This window comes from Variovorax sp. Root411 (assembly GCF_001425205.1).
Classification (GTDB): domain Bacteria; phylum Pseudomonadota; class Gammaproteobacteria; order Burkholderiales; family Burkholderiaceae_C; genus Variovorax.
This window is the reverse complement of sequence record NZ_LMDW01000016.1, coordinates 644,272-662,699: the sequence shown is the minus strand read 5'-3', so window position 1 is coordinate 662,699 and position 18,428 is coordinate 644,272. Positions and strand designations below refer to the sequence as shown.

General features: G+C 66.4%; 17 protein-coding genes and 3 tRNA genes. 13 read left to right on the top strand and 7 right to left on the bottom strand.

Annotated features, from left to right (window positions below; genetic code table 11):
• Positions 1-114 precede the first annotated feature (114 nt).
• Complete coding sequence (gene ispD / locus ASC92_RS19715) at positions 115-837, top strand: 2-C-methyl-D-erythritol 4-phosphate cytidylyltransferase (RefSeq protein ID WP_056518821.1); 723 nt, start codon at positions 115-117, stop codon at positions 835-837.
• The gene (gene ispF / locus ASC92_RS19710; protein WP_007837020.1) at positions 834-1,322 is read left to right on the top strand and encodes a 2-C-methyl-D-erythritol 2,4-cyclodiphosphate synthase; all 489 of its coding nucleotides are present in this window, start codon (positions 834-836) and stop codon (positions 1,320-1,322) included. Before ispD ends, ispF begins: the two co-directional genes overlap by 4 nt.
• 13 nt (positions 1,323-1,335) lie before the next feature.
• Here ispF and ASC92_RS19705 read toward each other — a convergent pair whose 3' ends face one another.
• Positions 1,336-2,751, bottom strand: a complete 1,416-nt coding sequence (locus ASC92_RS19705; RefSeq protein WP_056518819.1) for a sensor histidine kinase — start codon at positions 2,749-2,751, stop codon at positions 1,336-1,338.
• A 74-nt stretch (positions 2,752-2,825) separates the two neighbouring features.
• Positions 2,826-3,557, bottom strand: coding sequence for a two-component system response regulator OmpR (gene ompR / locus ASC92_RS19700; RefSeq protein ID WP_007837017.1), 732 nt, complete (start codon positions 3,555-3,557; stop codon positions 2,826-2,828).
• Positions 3,558-3,729: 172 nt separating this feature from the next.
• Here ompR and ASC92_RS28165 point away from each other — a divergent pair, with 172 nt between their 5' ends.
• Together ASC92_RS28165 and ASC92_RS19690 are read left to right on the top strand one after the other, a co-directional pair.
• Positions 3,730-4,089: a hypothetical protein gene (locus tag ASC92_RS28165; RefSeq protein WP_082519641.1), complete on the top strand. Its 360-nt coding sequence runs from the start codon at positions 3,730-3,732 to the stop codon at positions 4,087-4,089.
• Between the two features lie 58 nt (positions 4,090-4,147).
• On the top strand, positions 4,148-4,855 hold the full coding sequence (locus ASC92_RS19690) for an SIMPL domain-containing protein (protein WP_056518815.1): 708 nt from the start codon (positions 4,148-4,150) through the stop codon (positions 4,853-4,855).
• 27 nt (positions 4,856-4,882) lie between these two features.
• Here ASC92_RS19690 and ASC92_RS19685 read toward each other — a convergent pair whose 3' ends face one another.
• Entirely contained in the window at positions 4,883-5,653 is a 771-nt protein-coding gene (locus ASC92_RS19685; RefSeq protein WP_056519156.1) for a 3-hydroxybutyrate dehydrogenase, read from the bottom strand.
• A gap of 26 nt (positions 5,654-5,679) precedes the next feature.
• Between ASC92_RS19685 and ASC92_RS19680 the strand changes: the two genes are divergently transcribed.
• The 6 genes from ASC92_RS19680 to rimO all read left to right on the top strand — a co-directional run bounded on the left by ASC92_RS19680 (position 5,680) and on the right by rimO (position 11,664).
• A complete protein-coding gene (locus ASC92_RS19680) occupies positions 5,680-6,669 on the top strand; it encodes an alpha/beta fold hydrolase (protein ID WP_056518813.1) in 990 nt (329 codons plus the stop codon).
• Positions 6,670-6,716: 47 nt separating this feature from the next.
• Positions 6,717-8,921, top strand: coding sequence for a RelA/SpoT family protein (locus tag ASC92_RS19675; protein WP_414820414.1), 2,205 nt, complete (start codon positions 6,717-6,719; stop codon positions 8,919-8,921).
• A 48-nt stretch (positions 8,922-8,969) separates the two neighbouring features.
• Positions 8,970-9,046: transfer RNA gene (locus ASC92_RS19670), tRNA-Val, on the top strand.
• 63 nt (positions 9,047-9,109) lie between these two features.
• Entirely contained in the window at positions 9,110-9,583 is a 474-nt protein-coding gene (locus tag ASC92_RS19665; protein ID WP_235505901.1) for a hypothetical protein, read from the top strand.
• Positions 9,584-9,657: 74 nt separating this feature from the next.
• The gene (gene phaR / locus ASC92_RS19660) at positions 9,658-10,218 is read left to right on the top strand and encodes a polyhydroxyalkanoate synthesis repressor PhaR (RefSeq protein WP_056518805.1); all 561 of its coding nucleotides are present in this window, start codon (positions 9,658-9,660) and stop codon (positions 10,216-10,218) included.
• A gap of 39 nt (positions 10,219-10,257) precedes the next feature.
• A complete protein-coding gene (rimO, locus tag ASC92_RS19655) occupies positions 10,258-11,664 on the top strand; it encodes a 30S ribosomal protein S12 methylthiotransferase RimO (RefSeq protein WP_056518804.1) in 1,407 nt (468 codons plus the stop codon).
• A gap of 84 nt (positions 11,665-11,748) precedes the next feature.
• Here the strand turns inward: rimO and ASC92_RS19650 are convergent.
• Both ASC92_RS19650 and ASC92_RS19645 read right to left on the bottom strand, forming a co-directional pair.
• Positions 11,749-11,833, bottom strand: a tRNA-Leu gene (locus ASC92_RS19650).
• A gap of 164 nt (positions 11,834-11,997) precedes the next feature.
• Positions 11,998-12,082, bottom strand: a tRNA-Leu gene (locus ASC92_RS19645).
• Between the two features lie 81 nt (positions 12,083-12,163).
• Between ASC92_RS19645 and rnr the strand changes: the two genes are divergently transcribed.
• Positions 12,164-14,425 (top strand): ribonuclease R, encoded by a 2,262-nt coding sequence (gene rnr, locus ASC92_RS19640; RefSeq protein WP_235505900.1) that lies wholly within the window; start codon positions 12,164-12,166, stop codon positions 14,423-14,425.
• Positions 14,426-14,479: 54 nt separating this feature from the next.
• The gene (locus tag ASC92_RS19635; RefSeq protein ID WP_056518803.1) at positions 14,480-15,244 is read left to right on the top strand and encodes an SDR family oxidoreductase; all 765 of its coding nucleotides are present in this window, start codon (positions 14,480-14,482) and stop codon (positions 15,242-15,244) included.
• Between the two features lie 6 nt (positions 15,245-15,250).
• Here ASC92_RS19635 and ASC92_RS19630 read toward each other — a convergent pair whose 3' ends face one another.
• Entirely contained in the window at positions 15,251-16,711 is a 1,461-nt protein-coding gene (locus ASC92_RS19630; protein ID WP_056518802.1) for a bifunctional ADP-dependent NAD(P)H-hydrate dehydratase/NAD(P)H-hydrate epimerase, read from the bottom strand.
• A 41-nt stretch (positions 16,712-16,752) separates the two neighbouring features.
• Here ASC92_RS19630 and ASC92_RS19625 point away from each other — a divergent pair, with 41 nt between their 5' ends.
• Positions 16,753-17,181, top strand: coding sequence for a hypothetical protein (locus tag ASC92_RS19625; protein ID WP_056518800.1), 429 nt, complete (start codon positions 16,753-16,755; stop codon positions 17,179-17,181).
• Here the strand turns inward: ASC92_RS19625 and ASC92_RS19620 are convergent.
• Positions 17,171-18,424, bottom strand: coding sequence for a D-amino acid dehydrogenase (locus ASC92_RS19620; RefSeq protein ID WP_056518798.1), 1,254 nt, complete (start codon positions 18,422-18,424; stop codon positions 17,171-17,173). The two genes, ASC92_RS19625 and ASC92_RS19620, sit on opposite strands and share 11 nt — an antisense overlap.
• Between the last annotated feature and the right edge of the window lie 4 nt (positions 18,425-18,428).

The window sequence follows — 18,428 nt, the reverse complement described above, 5'->3', positions numbered from 1 at the left end:
GCTTACTGGAAATGCACAACACCCCGCGCCGGCTGGCGAGGGGTGTGCTTAGCGGTCGATTCTAGAATGGCGGCCCCTTATTCGCTTGCCGGCCAGCGCCGGCGCCGGGCCCTCATGTCCTCTTCCCGACTTTTCGTGCTGATCCCGAGTGCCGGCTCCGGCCATCGCGCGGGGCATGCGCAGTCCACGCAGCCCAAGCAGTACCGGCGGCTGGCCGGCCTGCCGATGGTGGCCCACACGCTGGAGGCCTTCCGCGCGCTGGCGGGGCGCTTCGCCGGGCTGGCGCTGGTGGTGTCGCCGGACGACCGCGATGTGGACGCGGTGCTGCCGCGCTTTCCTGCCGAGAACGAATACCTGCTGCGCGTGGGCGGCGTGACCCGCGCGGCCACAGTGCGCAACGGCCTGGTGGCACTGCGGCAGAAGGGCGCCGGCGCGCACGACTGGGTGCTGGTGCACGACGCGGCGCGCTGCCTCGTCACGTCGAGCCAGATCGAGGCGCTGATCGCGGCCTGCGAGCACGACGCCGTCGGCGGCCTGCTGGCGCACCGGCTGGCGGACACGCTGAAGGCGTCGACGGCCGAGAGCCGCGTGGCCCAGACGCTGTCGCGCGCCGACAAGTGGCTGGCGCAGACGCCACAGATGTTCCGTATCGGCATGCTGCTCGACGCGCTGGAGCGCACGGGCGACACCGTGACCGACGAGGCCGGCGCCATCGAGGCCATCGGCCTGTCGCCGTTGCTGGTGCAGGGCAGCGCGCAGAACTTCAAGGTGACGTTCCCTGAAGACTTCGCATTGGCCGAGGCGGTCCTGCAGGGCCGCAAGAAGGGCATCGCATGACGAGCGCCTTCAACATCCGTGTCGGCGAGGGCTGGGACATTCACCAACTGGTGGCGGGGCGCAAGCTGATCCTGGGCGGTGTCGAGGTGCCGCACACCACCGGCCTGCTGGGACATTCCGATGCCGACGTGCTGCTGCACGCCATCACCGACGCCCTGCTGGGTGGCGCGGGGCTCGGCGACATCGGCCGGCATTTTCCGGATACCGACGAGCAGTTCCGCGGTGCCGATTCGTCAGTGCTGCTGGCCGAGGCGGCGCGCCGGGTGCGCGCGGCGGGCTGGGAGATCGGCAACGTCGACAGCACCGTGATCGCGCAGGCGCCCAAACTCGCGCCGCACATTCCGCTCATGTGCCAGCGAATCGCCGGCACGCTGGGCATTGCGGTCGATCAGGTGAACGTGAAAGCGAAGACGGCCGAGAAGCTCGGCCCGGTGGGCGAGGGCCGCGCGATGGAAGCCCGCGCGGCCGTACTTCTGCACCGCTGAGGGATCCGGAGGCTCAGGCCGGCTTCCTGCCTCCCGGCAGTTCGCCCGGCTTCGGTGCCGGCATCGCGCGCGGCATCCGGATGTGCGCCGCCAGGCCGCGGCCCGGCGTACTGGTCAGCGCGAAGGTGCCGCCCATGCGCTCGATGTTCTTCGCCACGATCGACAGGCCCAGGCCCGCGCCGGCCGCCGAAGTGCGCGCCGCGTCGCCGCGGAAGAAGGGCTTGGTCAGCTGCGAGAGCAGGGCGGGCTCGACGCCCGCGCCGTGATCGCGCACCTTGATCAGCACCGCGTCGTTGTTGGCCTGCGCCTGGATCGTCACGTCGGCCACGCCCGTGGAGGGCGACTTGCCGTAGCGCCGCGCGTTCTCGACCAGGTTGGAGATCACGCGCGTGAGCTCGACCTCGTCGCCCATCACCCGCAGGTCGGACGGGACCTCGACCTTGATGTTCATCTCTTCGTAGTCCTGCACCGCATAGGTGCAGGCGTCGACCACGTCGCGCAGCAGCACCGGGCGCGGATCGACGTGGTCGGGCCGCGCGTAATCAAGGAACTTGTCGATGATCGCGTCGAGCTGGGCGATATCGGCCGCCATGTGGTCGCGCGCGTCCTCGTCGGCCACGCTCATCTCGGTTTCCAGCCGCAGCCGGGCGAGCGGCGTGCGCAGGTCGTGCGAGATGCCGGCCAGCATGATGGCGCGGTCCTGCTCGATCTTGGCGAGCTGGTCCGCCATGCGGTTGAAGCCGATGTTGACCGCGCGAATCTCGTTGGTGCGGGCGCGCTCGTCGAGCCGGTGCGCCTCGTACTCGCCTTCGCGCACCTGCATGGTCGCGCGCGACAGCTGCTTGAGCGGCAGGTTGATGAGCCGCGTGATCAGCGCCGCGCCGGCCAGCGAGAGCGCCATCGCCGTGCTGAGCCAGACGAGCCAGGTGCGCCCGCCCACGCGGCTGAAGCGTGTCGGGTCGAGCAGCAGCCAGTAGGTGTCGCTCTCGATGGTGAAGCCGATCCAGAGGCCGGCCTCGTCGTTCACGCGGCTGGCCACCGTGGTGCCTTCGCCCAACTGTTCGATCAGCTCCTCGGTCACGCGCAGGTCGAGCGCGCCGCTGGTGTAGGGCTGGAACCGGTCGTTGGGTTCGCGCGGCAGGATGCGCACGCCCTCCTGGTCGGCCAGCGTCTTGATCAGCGACACCCGGGTGATCGCGTCCGAATACACCAGCGCCGCGCGCGTGAGGTTCACGAGCGAGGCGATCTGGTGCGCGGTTTGAATGGCACGCGGTTCGTATTCGAGCGAGCGGAAGGTCTGCAGCCAGGCGACCGTGCAGCCGATCAGCAGCAGTGCGAGCAGAAAGAAAGTGCGCCAGAAAAGGCTGAAGCCCAGCTTGAGGCCGGGGCGGCGGTCACGTTGCGCGCCCGCTTCGAGCGGGCTCGGCATCGTGACCTGCGCGCCGTCCTCCTGGGCCGCGCCGGGTCTGGTGGGTTGGCCGACGGCCACCTGTCAACGGCGCGTCAGGCCGTGCCGTCCGGCACGAACACGTAGCCGACGCCCCAGACGGTCTGGATGTAGCGCGGCGCCGCGGCGTCGGACTCGACCAGCTTGCGCAGGCGCGAGATCTGCACGTCCAGGCTGCGGTCGAAGGGCTCGAACTCGCGCCCGCGCGCCAGCTGGGCCAGCTTTTCGCGCGACAGCGGTTGACGCGGATGGCGCACGAGCGCCTTCAGCATCGCGAACTCGCCGGTGGTCAGCGAGAGCTCTTCGCCATCCTTCTTCAGGGTGCGCGAGCCGAGATCAAAGGCGAACGGGCCGAAAGTGACGGTCTCGTTCTCGGTAGAGGGGGCGCCCGGCGCTTCCAGCGGCGGCCGGCGGCGCAACACGGCATGCACACGGGCCAGCAGTTCGCGCGGGTTGAAAGGCTTGCCCAGGTAGTCGTCGGCGCCGACTTCGAGGCCGACGATGCGGTCCACGTCCTCGCCCTTGGCGGTGAGCATGATGATCGGCGTGCGGTCGTTGGCGGCACGCAGGCGGCGGCAGACCGATAGGCCGTCTTCGCCGGGCATCATCAGGTCGAGCACGATCAGGTCGACCGTGTCGCGCAACAGGATGCGGTTGAGCGCCTTGCCGTCCTCGGCCACGATCACTTCGAAACCTTCTTGCGTCAGGTAGCGGCGCAGGAGGTCGCGGATGCGGGCGTCGTCGTCGACGATCACGATCTTGTCAGTGCGAGCGGGAACTTGAGTCATTTCTACAACGATGAATTTGTAACAGGGCCGATTCTGAAGGCGTTAATGCTTCGTTGAGTCGGATTTACTTATGGTTTGACACTAAGTTACAAAACTTGCGGACGCTCGCGGTCTGGTCATCCGACGTTCGCGCGGAGATGGCAAAGTCACATTTCCAGATGACTTGCGCTCAATGAGACATCCATTTTTCGCCCTGCCGTTCATTCTCGTTTTCGCCTGTGGTCCGTCGCTGGCGATGTCCGGCGATTTCTTCAGGGTCGGCGAGGTGCGCCGCAGCGAAGTCCGCGACGCGGTGGCGGCCCACCGCGCCGCGCAGCGCGAGGAGGCCCGTCGCGAACAGGCGGCTGCCGGCAGACGCCTGACTGCCGCCGAGCTGTTCGAACTGCGGCAGCAGGTTCGCGGCCAATGGACCCCGCCCGCGGCGGGTGCTTTGCTCAATTCGGCAGAATCGCAGCCGGCCGAGCGGATCGTGCCGGTACCACTGCCCGCAGCCCGCCCGTCCTTGACCGCACCGCGCAGCCAGCGCCGCTGATACGCGGGCCTGCGGGCGCAGTCTTGTCTTTTCATACCAACTCAGGGAGTACTTCGTCTTGAAGAAAAAAATCAAATTGCTCGCGGCGTGCGCCGCCCTGGCCGCCGCGGGCACCGCATTGGCCCAGAACGCCGCTGCGCCGGTACCGCAGAACGTGCTGCAGCTGACGGCTTCCGGCACGGTCGAAGTGCAGCAGGACATGCTGAGCATGACGCTCGTGACCACCCGCGACGCCTCTGACGCGGCCGCCGTGCAGACGCAGCTGAAGGCCGCGCTCGACGCGGCCCTGGCCGAAGCGAAGAAGAACGCTCAGGCGGGCCAGCTCGACGTGCGCACAGGCAACTTCAGCCTGTCGCCGCGCTATTCCAAGGACGGCAAGATCAACGGCTGGCAGGGCTCGACCGAGCTGGTGCTCGAGGGCCGCGACTTCCCGCGCATCACCCAGGCGGCCGGCCGCATCACGACGCTCAGCGTGGGCAACGTAGGCTTCGGCTTGAGCCGCGAGCAGCGCGCCAAGACCGAGACTGAGGCGCAGAACATTGCCATCGAGAACTTCAAGCAGAAGGCCGGCGAACTGGCCAAGGGCTTCGGCTTCAGCGGCTACACGCTGCGCGAGGTATCGGTGAACGCGAACGACGGCGGCCCGATCCGCCCGCGCATGATGGCGGTGCAGGCCAAGTCGTTCTCGTCCGACTCGACGGTGCCGGTCGAAGCCGGCAAGACCAGCGTGGTGGTGAGCGTGTCGGGCTCGGTGCAGCTCAAGTAAGGGGCGCGCGTACCGGCAGGCTACCCTTTATTGGGCAGTCCAGCCGCCGTCCATGGCCCAGGCGACGCCTCGCACCTGATCGGCCGCCGGCGAGCACAGGAAGACGGCCAGGCCGCCCAACTGCTCGACGGTGGTGAACTGCAGCGATGGCTGCTTTTCGCCCAGCAGCTCGTTCTGCGCCTGCGCCGCCGTGATGCCTTCGCGTGCTGCGCGGTCGTCGATCTGCTTTTGCACCAGCTGGGTCAGCACCCAGCCGGGGCAGATCGCATTGGCAGTGACGCCGGTGGTCGCGGTTTCGAGCGCGACCGACTTGGTCAGGCCGACGATGCCGTGCTTGGCGGCCACATAGGCCGATTTCTGCGCGGATGCCACGAGGCCATGAGCAGAGGCGATATTGATGACGCGGCCCCAGTTGGCTTCGCGCATCGCGGGAATCGCCAGCCGCGTCGTATGGAATGCGCTGGTGAGATTGATCGCGATGATCGCGTCCCAGCGTTCGGTGGGGAAGTCTTCGACCTTGGCCACGTGCTGGATGCCGGCGTTGTTCACGAGGATGTCGACGCGGCCGAACTTCGACGCGGCGAACTTCATCATGTCTTCGATCTGGTCGGGTTTGCTCATGTCGGCGCCGTGGTACTCGGCGCGCACGCCGAGCGCCTCGATCTGGGCCTTGGGGGCTTCGGCATCGCCGAAACCGTTGAGCACGATGTGTGCGCCCTGTTGAGCGAGAGCCTTGGCGATGGCGAGGCCAATGCCACTGGTGGACCCCGTGACAAGCGCGGTTTTGCCTTTGAGCATGAAGATCAATCTCCGGATGAATTAGGATGCGACGAGACAATTATCCGCACCAGGACGACTTCGTTTTCATGACAGAACCGACGCTTCATTACGTGGCGTGCGATGACGCCCAAGGCGGCCATCGCATGGCCTATTGGCAATGGGGCGACGCGCGCAGTGCGCATGTCGTGATCTGCGTGCACGGGCTGACCCGGCAGGGCCGCGATTTCGACCTGTTGGCCCAGGCCATCGTGGCGCGCGCTGGCGGCGATGTGCGCGTGGTCTGCCCCGACGTGGCGGGCCGCGGGCGCAGCGACTGGTTGCGCGACCCCGCTTTCTATCAGGTGCCGGTGTATGCGGCCGACATGGTCGCGTTGATCGCCCAGCTCCATCGGGAGCGGGCCATCGGCGCGCTCGATTACCTCGGCACCAGCATGGGCGGGCTGATCGGCTTCGTGCTCGCGGGCCACAAGGAACTCCCGCTGGCGCGGCCCATCCGCCGCTTCATCGTGAACGACGTCGGTCCGACGATCGAGCCGGCCGCAGTGCAGCGCATTGGCGCCTACGTAGGGAAGAACGGTTCCTACGCGAGCGTGCAGGCGGCGGCTGATGCCATGTGGACGCTGTCGACCAGCTTCGGCCCGCACACGCCCGCGCAGTGGCTGGCGCTGTCGCAGCACATGGTGGTGCCCGCGTCGCAGCGCACGGCCGATGGTTCGGCCAAGGCCGAAGCTGGCGGCGACGAAGGGGCCTGGCTGCTTCACTACGACCCCGCCATCGGGGTGGCGCTGCGCGCCATCACGCCCGAGGCCGCGGCGCAGGGCGGCGCGATCATGTGGAGCCTGTACGACGCCATCGAAGCGCGCACGCTCGTCACGCGCGGCGCCGAGTCGGATCTGTTGTCGCGCGAAACCGCGCTGGCCATGACGCAGCGCGGCCCGCACGCCGCGCTGGTCGAGTTCGAAGGCGTGGGCCACGCGCCGACCTTTGTCGATCCCCTGCAGATCGCCGCAGTCACCAACTTCCTGTTCGATTGATTGATTGAAGCGTGAAGCGCGATTCTTCGAGTCTCCAGACGGCATCCATGTCCGACGCGGCCATGGTCGACTACCCGTTGTCCGCGGCAACGGCCGACCGTACGCCGGTGATGGAAAACATGCTGGCGCGCGCGCGTGCGTTCGCCGAACCGCTGATCGCCGACGAGAAGCTCGACACGGGCGAGAACTCGCTCGCGCACGCCGACGCGGTGGCCGCCATCGTCGCGAAGATGGGCGGCTCCGAGGCCATGCAGGCGGCGAGCTACCTGGTTTATTCGTGCCAGCACCTGAATCGCCCGCAGGAGGTGATCGCCAAGGTGTTCGGCGACAACTTCGCAGCGCTCGCCGTCGAGACGACCAAGCTGGTGCGCGTGCAGGAGCAGGCCCGCTCTGCTTCGCAGGGGCATCACGTCGAAGGCGCGGGCGCGCAGACCGAGAACGTGCGCAAGATGCTGCTTGCGTTCTCGCGCGACCTTCGCGTGGTGATGCTGCGGCTGGCTTCGCGCCTGCAGACGCTGCGGCATGCGGCTGCAAGCAAGCAGCCTGCGCCCGAGAGCGTGGCGCGCGAGTCGCTGCAGGTGTTCGCGCCGCTGGCCAACCGGCTGGGCATCTGGCAGGTGAAGTGGGAAATCGAAGACCTTTCGTTCCGCTTCCTCGAGCCTGAAACCTACAAGCTGATCGCGCGCCTGCTCGACGAAAAGCGCATCGAGCGCGAAGGGCACATCGAGCAACTGCGCTCGCAGCTCGAGCACGAACTGCAGGCCGAAGGCGTCAAGGCCACCGTGCAGGGGCGCCCCAAGAACATCTACAGCATCGTCAAGAAGATGCGCGGCAAGTCGCTCGACTTCGAACAGGTGTTCGACATCCTCGCACTGCGCGTGGTGGTGCCCGACGTCAAGGATTGCTATGCGGCCTTGGCGTGGGTGCACTCGCATTTCCAGCCGATCGACGAAGAGTTCGACGACTACATCGCGCGGCCCAAGCCCAACGGGTATCAGTCGCTGCACACGGTGGTGCGCGAGCTGGTGGATGGCAAGGCGGGAAAGCCGATCGAGATCCAGATCCGCACCGAAGAAATGCATGACCACGCCGAGCATGGCGTGGCGGCGCACTGGGCCTACAAGGAAGCGGGCCACAAGGGCTACGCGGGCGTGTGGGCGAGTGGCGAGTACGACGCGAAGATCGCGGTGCTGCGGCAACTGCTGGCGTGGGAGCGCGATCTGTCGGGCGGCCTGCAGGGGCAGGGCCTGTTCGACGACCGCATCTACGTGCTGACGCCCGATGCCGCCATCGTCGAGTTGCCGCAGGGTGCGACGCCCGTCGACTTTGCCTACACCGTGCACACCACGCTGGGCCATCGCTGCCGCGGAGCGCGCGTCGATGGTGCGATGGTGCCGTTGAACACGCCGCTGTCGAACGGGCAGACGGTCGAGATCATTGCGGCCAAGGAGGGCGGGCCGTCGCGCGACTGGCTCAATGCGGAACTTGGCTATCTGGCCAGCCACCGTGCGCGCGCGAAGGTCCGCGCATGGTTCAACGCGCAGATCACGCACGAGACCGTGGCGCGTGGACGCGAAGCGGTCGAGAAGCTGCTGCAGCGCGAAGGCAAGACGGCAGTGCGGCTCGAGGACCTGGCGTCGCAGCTCGGCTTCAAGTCGGCGGACCATTTGTTCGAAGTGGTGGGCAAGGACGAGTTCTCGCTGCGCAACATCGAGACGCTGCTGCGTCCGCCCGAGCCCGCACCGGGGCCGGATGACGGTGTGCTCATCAAGAAGGCGCGCGGCAGTGAGAAGTCGGGCAAGGGCGGCGTGCTGGTGGTGGGCGTGTCTTCGTTGATGACGCAGCTCGCCAAGTGCTGCAAGCCCGCGCCGCCCGATGCCATTCGCGGCTTCGTGACGCGGGGCCATGGTGTCAGCGTGCACCGCGGCGATTGCAGCAACTTCCGCATGATGGCGGCGAAGGACGGCGAGCGCGTCATCGATGTGGAATGGGGCGTTGCGAAGAAGGGTGCCGATGCGCCTGTGTATGCGGTGGACGTGGCCGTCGAGGCGGCGGACCGCCAGGGTCTTCTGCGCGATATCTCCGACGTGTTCGCGCGCGAGAAGATGAACGTGATCGGCGTGCAGACGCAATCGGTCAAGGGCACTGCGTGGATGACGTTCACCGTTGAAATCGCCGATGCCGCGCGGCTCACGCAGGTTCTTGGCCTCGTCACGGCAGTGATTGGTGTGCGATCTGCGCGTCGTCGCTGAAAAGCGTGTTTTCTCCTGCTACAATAGCTGCTTCTCGGACACATCCTTAGGCGCGTAGCTCAGCTGGTTAGAGCACCACCTTGACATGGTGGGGGTCGTTGGTTCGAGTCCAATCGCGCCTACCAATTTCTGTTTCAACCCCGGCCAACCACCGGATCCGTTGAGCAGAGCATGCACCGGGTTCCCCGGTGCACATCGTCCCTTCTGTTGATGCGGAAAAAGTCCTCGGCCATGTTGTTGTGCTACCTTGGCTTCTCTGCATCCTCTTTCCATATTTCTTGATAAGCGATCCGATGAATACGCGGTCAACGCTGGTTGATCGGGCTCATGCCGACAAGCGCCTTGCGGCGCTGCTGAAGCAGGCTCCCATCGAGTTTGCGCGTGCTGTCTACGGCATCAACGACCACGCGGGCGGACGCACCGACACGATGGCGGCGCGCGAAGTGGCCCGTGCCCAACGCCAGGGCGTGCCCTTGACCGAAGAGCGCGCCGAACAGCGCGCTCGTGCCTACCTGCCGACCGTGGGGCAGGAGCACTGTCCGCGCTGCTGGGTGGTCTACGGGCAAAAAACGCCGCTTCGATTTCGAGAGGCGGAGGAAGAGCGGCCCGAGACGGCCGCCTGCCATGCGTGCGGCGCGGAGTACGCGACATCGTCGGATTGAAGAGAGCGGCGAGCCCGGTCAGGGTAAACCTTGTCGCGGCGCAGCAAAACCGCTCCCTAGAATCATCCGATGACATGGGCGTCCATGTGAAGGAGTCCGCAGTGCAGAGCAAGAAGTCCGGGGTCAAGCCGGTACAGCGTGTGATCAAGAAGTACCCCAACCGAAGGCTCTACGACACCGAGACATCCACGTACATCACGCTGACCGAGGTGAAGCAGCTGGTTATCCAGAACACCCAGTTCGTGGTGCGCGACGCCAAGACAGGCGACGACCTCACGCGCAGCATCCTGCTGCAGATCATTCTCGAAGAAGAAGCGGGCGGCGCGCCCATGTTCACCGAGCAGGTGCTGGCCAACATCATCCGGTTCTATGGGCAGGCGATGCAGGGCTACATGGGGCCGTATCTCGAGAAGAACATCCAGGCCATGACCGAGGTGCAGGCGCAGTTGTCAGAAAAGGCAGAGGGGCTGACGCCCGAAATGTGGTCGCGCTTCATGAGCATGCAGTCGCCCATGCTGCAGGGGCTGATGGGCAACTACGTCGAGCAATCGAAGAACGTTTTCCTGCAGATGCAGGAGCAGATGCAGAAAAACACCGAACAGGTACTGGGGGCCTTTGGCATCAAGCGCCCTTGAATGCCCAGCCGTCACCGATAGCTGGGACAATAGAGGCATATGAGCGAAGTTGCCTCCCCCGAACGTACGGCCACGCCGGCCGCCCCCAAGGTCGGATTCGTGAGCCTGGGCTGCCCCAAGGCCCTTACCGATTCCGAACTGATCCTGACCCAGCTGAGTGCGGAGGGTTATCAAACCGCCAAGACTTTCGAAGGCGCCGATCTGGTGATCGTCAACACTTGCGGCTTCATCGACGATGCCGTGAAGGAGAGCCTGGACACCATCGGTGAGGCTTTGGCCGAGAACGGCCGCGTGATCGTCACTGGCTGCCTGGGCGCCAAGACCGGCGACCAGGGGGGCAACCTGGTGCGCCAGATGCACCCGAGCGTGCTGGCCGTGACCGGTCCGCATGCCACGCAGGAGGTGATGGATGCGGTGCATGCGAACCTGCCGAAGCCGCACGACCCGTTCATAGACCTGGTGCCGAACACCTTCGGCGTTGCCGGCCTCAAGCTGACGCCGCGCCACTACGCCTACCTGAAGATTAGCGAAGGCTGCAACCATCGCTGCACCTTCTGCATCATTCCCTCGATGCGCGGCGACCTCGTGTCGCGGCCGGTCGGAGATGTTCTGAGCGAGGCGAAGGCCCTGTTCGAAGGCGGCGTGAAAGAACTGCTGGTGATCAGCCAGGACACTTCGGCCTATGGCGTCGACGTGAAGTACCGCACCGGTTTCTGGGATGGCAAGCCGGTCAAGACCCGCATGCTCGAGCTTGTGCGCACGCTGGGTGAAATCGCCGAGCCTTATGGCGCATGGGTCCGTTTGCACTACGTGTATCCGTACCCGAGCGTCGACGAGGTCATTCCGCTCATGGCCAGCGGCCAGGTGCTGCCGTACCTCGATGTGCCGCTGCAGCACAGCCATCCCGATGTGCTGAAGCGCATGAAGCGCCCGGCCAGTGGCGAGAAGAATCTTGAGCGGCTGGCGCGCTGGCGCGAGGTGTGCCCGGAGCTTGTGATCCGCAGCACCTTCATCGCCGGCTTTCCTGGCGAGACGGAGCAGGAATTCGAGCATCTGCTCGACTTCATCCGGGAAGCCGAGATCGACCGTGCCGGTTGCTTTGCCTACAGCCCGGTCGAGGGTGCGACCGCCAACGACATTCCAGGCATGCTGCCCGAGCCGGAGCGTGAAGCGCGTCGCGCCCGCTTCATGGAGGTGGCGGAGGCCGTATCGATCGCCAAGCTGCAGAAGCGTGTTGGCTCGACGATGCAGGTGCTGGTCGATTCGGCACCGGGCATGGGCCGCAAGGGCGGGGTGGGGCGCACGTACGCCGATGCGCCGGAGATCGACGGCACGGTTCGCCTGCTGCCGCCCGAGAAGATCAGCAAGACGCTGAAGGTGGGTGAGTTCACTCGCGCCCGCATCGTGGGCGCCGAGGGCCATGACTTGATCGCGCTGCCCGTTTGATGCTCCAGATTCAAGCGGACAAGAAAAAAGCCACCGGAGGCCGGTGGCTTGAATCGAATGACCTGGTAAGGGTCTTGTTGAATCTGGTGCCCAGAAGAGGACTCGAACCTCCACGATGTTACTCGCTAGTACCTGAAACTAGTGCGTCTACCAATTCCGCCATCTGGGCTTGTTTTTGCTTTTCAGCAAAGACTGCGATTATACATATTTTTGCGAAGCAACTTTGCTGCGTCGGCTGCTCGATGCAAATTCAAGCAGCCATGAAAAAAGCCACCGGAGGCCGGTGGCTTGAATCGAATGACCCGAAGAACTTGCTAAGGGTCTGTTTAAACTTGGTGCCCAGAAGAGGACTCGAACCTCCACGATGTTACTCGCTAGTACCTGAAACTAGTGCGTCTACCAATTCCGCCATCTGGGCCCACAGAACTGCCGAAGCAGTTCTGTTTTGAATTTCAGGAAAGAAGGAGATCATATCAAAAATAATGTCACTTCCAGCGGCTTGCTGGATGAATTCGAAGGAACCGTTCAAGGGCATCGCGATGGGCACGGCTTCGTGCAGCGCGATGACGGCGAAGCAGATATCTACCTGCCGCCGAACGAGATGCGCGCGGTGCTGCACAAGGACCGCGTCAAGGCGCGCGTTGTGCGCCAGGATCGCCGCGGCCGCCCCGAAGGGCGCGTGGTGGAGATCGTCGAGCGCCCCGAGCAGCCGATCATCGGCCGCCTCTTGCACGAAGGCGGCATCTGGCTCGTTGCACCGGAAGACAAGCGCTACGGCCAGGACGTCCTGATTCCCAAGGGCGCAACCGGTCCTGCAAAGGTGGGGCAGGTGGTGGTCGTGCAACTCACCGAACCGCCGGCGCTGTTCGGCCAGCCGGTGGGCCGCGTGAAGGAGGTGCTGGGCGAGATTGACGACCCCGGCATGGAGATCGAGATTGCCGTGCGCAAATACGGCGTACCGCACGAGTTTTCCGCGGAGTGCCTGGCCGAGGCCAAGGCGCTGCCCGAGAAGGTCCGTCCCGCCGACAAGAAGGGGCGGGTCGACCTCACCGACATTCCGCTCGTCACCATCGATGGTGAAGACGCGCGCGACTTCGACGACGCCGTGTACTGCGAGCCCGCAAAGGTGGGCCGCGGCAAGGGCTGGCGCCTGCTGGTTGCGATCGCCGACGTCAGTGCTTATGTGCAAACCGGCTCGCCTATCGACATCGACGCCTACGACCGCGCCACCAGCGTCTATTTCCCGCGCCGCGTCATTCCGATGCTGCCCGAGAAGCTGTCGAACGGCCTTTGCTCGCTGAATCCCGAAGTCGAGCGCCTGTGCATGGTGTGCGACATGCTCGTGGCCGCAGACGGCGAGATCTACGCCTATCAGTTCTATCCGGCCGTGATGTTCAGCCACGCGCGCTTCACGTACACCGAAGTGGCGGCCATCCTCGGCAACACGCGCGGCCCCGAAGCCGCCAAGCGCAAGGACCGCGTCAAGGATCTGCTGAACCTTGCCGACGTCTACAAGGCGCTGCTCAAGCAGCGCGGCAAGCGCGGCGCAGTCGACTTCGAAACCACCGAGACGCAGATCATCTGCGACGACGCAGGCCGCATCGAGAAGATCGTGCCGCGCACGCGCAACGAAGCGCACCGCCTGATCGAGGAAGCGATGCTCGCGGCCAACGTCTGCAGCGCCGACTTCATCGCCGAAGGCAAGCATCCGGGCCTGTTCCGCGTGCACGAAGGCCCGACGCCCGAGAAGAAGGAAATCCTGCGCGGCTACCTGAAGGCGATGGGCGTGGGCCTGAGCATCACCGACGACCCCCGGCCGGGCGAGTTCCAGGCGATTGCCGAGGCCACGAAAGAGCGTCCCGACGCGCAGCAGATCCACACCATGCTGCTGCGCTCGATGCAGCAGGCGATCTATACGCCGATCAACAGCGGCCACTTCGGCCTGGCGTACGAGGCTTACACCCATTTCACGAGCCCGATCCGGCGCTATCCGGACTTGCTGGTGCACCGCGTGATCAAGGCGATCCTCGGCAAGACGCGTTACCAGTTGCCGATGCTGCCCACGCCCGGCGAAGCGCATGCCAAGCTGGCCAAGCGGCTTGCGTCGCGCGTGAAGGCGCCGACCAACAAGCCGCAGAAAGCCACCGTCGCGCCGAGCAAGGAAGTGCTGGCATGGGAGGCCGCGGGCCTGCATTGCAGCGCCAACGAGCGCCGCGCCGACGAGGCCAGCCGCGACGTCGAGGCGTGGCTCAAGTGCAAGTACATGCGCGAGCACCTCGGCGAGGAGTACGGCGGCGTGGTCACGGCTGCCACGACCTTCGGCATCTTCGTCACGCTCGATGCGATGTACGTCGAGGGCCTGGTGCACATCACCGAGCTTGGCGGCGAGTACTTCAAGTTCGACGAGATGCGCCAGGAATTGCGCGGCGAGCGCACCGGCATCCGCTACGCCATCGGCACGCGGGTGCGGGTACAGGTGAGCCGCGTCGACTTGGACGGCCGCAAGATCGACTTCCGCCTCGTGCGCGAAGGCGAAGAACTGGCGACCCGTGCCATGAAGGACAAGGGCGTGGCATCGGGCGTGCCGGTCAAGGCCTCGGCCAAGCGCAGCACGCGCCACAAGGCTGAAGCCGGCAACGCCGAGCCGCGCGCGGAGCGCGGTTCCTCGCCCGCCGCCGGACCGCAGTCGGCAATGCAGGCGTTCAAGTCGGCGGTCAAGAAGGCCGCCAACAAGATGAAGGGGCGCAAGCCGCGCCGTTGAAGCCCAGGCAACACGAACCATCGACCAACCCAAGAAGAGAAAGAGACACACAGCATGAGCGCTGAAGACAACAAAGGCCGCATCGCCATCGTCACGGGTGCGGGCTCCGGCATCGGCCGCGCTGCCGCACTGGCGCTGCTGGGCGACGGCTGGAGCGTGGCTCTGGCGGGGCGCCGCCTGGAGCCGCTGGAACAGGTGGCGCAAGAATCGGGTGCCGGCGCACGCGCCTTCGCGGTGCCGACCGACGTGGCCAATGCGGACTCGGTGCAGGCCCTGTTCGCGGCCACGGTCGAGCGCTTCGGCCGTGTCGACCTGCTGTTCAACAACGCCGGCGTGGGCAACCCGCCGGGCCCGTTCGAGGACTGGACGCCCGCGCAGTGGCAGGGCGTTGTCGACATCAATCTCACGGGCATGTTCTTCTGCATCCAGCAGGCGTTTCGCACGATGAAGGCGCAAACGCCGCGGGGCGGCCGCATCATCAACAACGGTTCCATCTCGGCCACCGCGCCGCGGCCGAACTCGGCTGCCTATACGGCGACCAAGCATGCTGTCGAAGGGCTGACGAAGACCGCTTCGCTGGACGGCCGCAAGTACGACATCGCCGTGGGGCAGGTCGACGTCGGCAATGCGATGACCGAACTGGCCGCGCGCATGGCCAAGGGCGTGCCGCAAGCCAACGGCGAACTCGCGATCGAGCCGCTGATCGACGTCAAGATCGTGGGCCAGTCGGTGCTCTACATGGCAAACCTGCCGCTGGAAGCCAACGTGCTGTTCCACACCATCATGGCCACGAAGATGCCCTTCGTCGGGCGCGGCTAAGGGCAGTCAGGCGGGCGCACGGCGGGCCAGCGCGCCGGCCGTGAGCGGGGCGGCATCGGCCGGCCAGGTGTCGGCGATGTGGCCGTGCTGCCAGACGGCTTCGTGCGCCGCTTCGAAGGCTGGCTGGCGCATGGCCAGTGCTGCGCCGATCATGCCGGCCAGCACGTCGCCGGTGCCGGCCGTCGCGAGGCGCGCGTTGCCGGTCAGGTTGATGATGGGTGGTGCGCCGCGGGCGTCGGCAACCGCAGTGCCTGAACCCTTGAGCACTGTCACGACACCGAAGTGCACGGCGAGTTGGCGGGCCGCGGCCAGCCTGTCGGCCTGGACCTCGCCGACTGTACAGCCCAGCAGGCGCGCCGCTTCCAGCGGATGCGGCGTGATCACGGTGGGTGCTCCGCCTTTTCCTCGCAATACCAATTGGGCTTGCAGCGCGCCATCGGCTGCGATGGCATTGAGTGCGTCGGCATCGAGCACCAGTGCGGCCGCCGTCGAGAGCACGCGCGGCAGCAGTTCGGCCACGGCCTCTGCGCCGCCGCATCCGCACACTGCCGTCATGCCCGAGAGGTCGAGCGTTCGGGCGTCGCGCAGCATCAGTTCGGGTTGTGCGGTATCGACGGATGCTGCGCTTGGATCGAGCAGCCCGACGAACACGCGCCCCGCACCGCTGTGCAAAGCCGCCGACCCGGCCAGCAGCGCGGCTCCTGCCATGCCGGGCGCGCCGCCGATCACGGCAACATCGCCATAGCTGCCCTTGTGCGAGGCATGTGCGCGCCGCCGAGCTTCGGGGGCTCCGGCGATCCGGGCCACGGGTTGATCCTTGAATGCGCCGCAACCCAGATCGTCGAACCACACGGCGCCCGCCGCATCGCGGCCCTGGGCGGTGAACAGGCCGGGCTTCAGCGTGAGGAAGGTGATGCAGCTGCGCGCTGATGATTGGGCTGGTTCGATGCCGTAGGTCAGCGTGCCTGTGTCGGCGTTCAGGCCCGATGGCACGTCGACGCAGAGTACCGGCCGGCCACTTGCATGCATCTTCGCCAGCCATTCGGCCATCGTGCCCTCGGGCGGTCGCGTCGATCCAATGCCGAGCAGTGCGTCGATGGCCAGCTCATAGGCCGAAGGCGGTGTCGATGCGAATGCGACGCCTGCGTCGCGGGCGCGCTGCAGCGATGCCTTGGCATCCGGCGGCAAGCGGCCTTCATCCCCCATGAAGGTGACGACCGGAAAGAAGCCCCTGTGCCGCAACTGCGCGGCGGCCTCGAAGCCATCGCCGCCGTTGTTGCCTGGCCCGCAGGCCACCCAGATCGTTCGTGCATGCGGCGCGATCGCCATGGCCAGCCGCGCGACTGCGAGGCCGGCACGCTGCATCAGCGCGTGCGCGGGCAGGGCGGCCGCCGCAGCTTGTTCGATGCGGCGCGTGGCGGCGATGTCGAACAGCTCGGCAATGGTGGCGGACGTGATGCGCTGCATCGGCGCATTGTGCCGTCGCGTCGCCTCCTTATCATCCGGGGATGAATCTCAAGAGCGTCGGCTGGGTGCTCGTCCTGCTTTGCGCGGCGCTCGTCTTCTTCGTGGCTGCGACGATGTCGTGGATTGCCGGGCTGGGATGGGGCCTGGGCCTCCTGTGCGGCGTGTGGGGCGTTTTTCTGCTGGCCGATTTGAAGCGATGGGTGGCTTTGCGGGACCTGGCATGGGCCGCCAATGTCGGCTTCGGCATCAGCGTGGTCCGCTGGTTCGATATGCCGACCGAAACCGTTTCCGGCCTGATGCGCCTGGCGCTGCTGGGCGCCGGTGCACTGTGCCTGGTCTTCTTTGTGCTGGTCGGCCCCGGTTTGCTGGGATGGATCGCGCAGAAACTCCGGCTGCCGCCGGAGCCCGCGTTGCCCGTCGAGCAGCCGGCCAGCCCCGAACGCCTGCGCCGGTGGGGCCCTAAAGACTGAGCCGTTCGACGCCCAGGCCTTCGAGGTCGATGCCCGGGTCCTGTCCGGCGATCAGGTCGCCCAACACGCGCGCGCTGCCGCACGACAGCGCCCAGCCGCTCGAGCCGTGGCCGAGATTGAGCCACACGCCGGGGATGCCGCTTGCGCCCAGCACGGGCGGGCCGTCGGGCAGCATCGGCCGCGCGCCTTTCCACTGCTGCACGCCGGACTGCAGCGTGGCCGCGCCCGGGAACCAGTCGTGCAGCACCTTGTAGAGCGTCTGCACGGCAGCCGGATTCATCGTGTCGAGCGAGCCGCCGATCTCGGCGCCGCCAGCCACGCGCACGCGCTGGCCCAGACGGGAGATGGCAACCTTGTAGCGCTCGTCCATCACCGCGCTGCGCGGTGCATTGAGCGGTTCGCGGATCGGCGCGCTGATCGAATGGCCGTAGACCGGCGCCATCGGGATGCGCAGCCCCAGCGGCCGCAGCAGCGACGCCGATGCCAGGCCGGCGCACATCACGATCGCGTCGTAGCGCACCGGGTCCGAGCCGCTCGCCAAAGACAGCGAAGTGGGCGCCGCGCGGCTCAGCGGGGCGATGTCGCAGTTGAAGTGAAACTGAGCACCTAGCGACTCGGCCTCCCACTTGAGAAGCAGCGCGAACTGCCGGCAGTTGGCCACTTCATCGTCGGGCAGGTGGATGGCGCCCGCCAGCGGGGCGTCGGGGTTGAGGGCCGGCTCGATCAGCCGGGCCTCGTCTGCATCGATTTCCTTGAAGACGCTGCCGGCCGCGCGCAGTACGTCGAGCCCGGGCTGCACCAGCTTCTTTTCGCGCTTGGAACGCAGCAGCACCAGGTAGCCGTCGCTGCGTTCGTAGCTGAGCTCGCGCGCCTCGGTCACCTCGTGCAGGCGGTTGCGGCTGTAGAAGGCCAGGCGCTGCATGCGTGCGCGGTTGGCGAGGTAGGTTTCGAGCTTGCACGCCTTTTGCCAGCGCGACAGCCAGCCGAGGTCGCGCGAAGCCAGCGGCCAGCGCAGCTTGACGGCGCCGTGCGAGGACAGCAGCGAGCGCAGCACCCTGCCGCGCATGCCGGGGGCGGCCCACGGCGTGACGTACCCGGGAGCGACCACGCCTGCGTTGGCGAAGCTGGCTTCTTCTGCGGCGGCGCCCCTGCGCTCGAACACGGTCACTTCATGGCCGTCGGAAACCAGTTCCCAGGCGGTGGTGACGCCGACGATGCCGGCGCCCACGATCGCGATTTTCATTGAA

Coding starts and splice junctions, on each gene's coding strand:
- ASC92_RS19620 (WP_056518798.1), bottom strand. CDS start 18,424: ATGAAAATCGCGATCGTGGGCGCCGGCATCGTCGGCGTCACCACCGCC.
- ASC92_RS19705 (WP_056518819.1), bottom strand. CDS start 2,751: ATGCCGAGCCCGCTCGAAGCGGGCGCGCAACGTGACCGCCGCCCCGGC.
- ASC92_RS19680 (WP_056518813.1), top strand. CDS start 5,680: ATGCGACGAGACAATTATCCGCACCAGGACGACTTCGTTTTCATGACA.
- ASC92_RS19675 (WP_414820414.1), top strand. CDS start 6,717: ATGTCCGACGCGGCCATGGTCGACTACCCGTTGTCCGCGGCAACGGCC.
- ispD (WP_056518821.1), top strand. CDS start 115: ATGTCCTCTTCCCGACTTTTCGTGCTGATCCCGAGTGCCGGCTCCGGC.
- ASC92_RS19685 (WP_056519156.1), bottom strand. CDS start 5,653: ATGCTCAAAGGCAAAACCGCGCTTGTCACGGGGTCCACCAGTGGCATT.
- ASC92_RS19625 (WP_056518800.1), top strand. CDS start 16,753: ATGAATCTCAAGAGCGTCGGCTGGGTGCTCGTCCTGCTTTGCGCGGCG.
- ASC92_RS19635 (WP_056518803.1), top strand. CDS start 14,480: ATGAGCGCTGAAGACAACAAAGGCCGCATCGCCATCGTCACGGGTGCG.
- ompR (WP_007837017.1), bottom strand. CDS start 3,557: ATGACTCAAGTTCCCGCTCGCACTGACAAGATCGTGATCGTCGACGAC.
- ASC92_RS28165 (WP_082519641.1), top strand. CDS start 3,730: ATGAGACATCCATTTTTCGCCCTGCCGTTCATTCTCGTTTTCGCCTGT.
- rimO (WP_056518804.1), top strand. CDS start 10,258: ATGAGCGAAGTTGCCTCCCCCGAACGTACGGCCACGCCGGCCGCCCCC.
- ispF (WP_007837020.1), top strand. CDS start 834: ATGACGAGCGCCTTCAACATCCGTGTCGGCGAGGGCTGGGACATTCAC.
- phaR (WP_056518805.1), top strand. CDS start 9,658: ATGGGCGTCCATGTGAAGGAGTCCGCAGTGCAGAGCAAGAAGTCCGGG.
- ASC92_RS19630 (WP_056518802.1), bottom strand. CDS start 16,711: ATGCAGCGCATCACGTCCGCCACCATTGCCGAGCTGTTCGACATCGCC.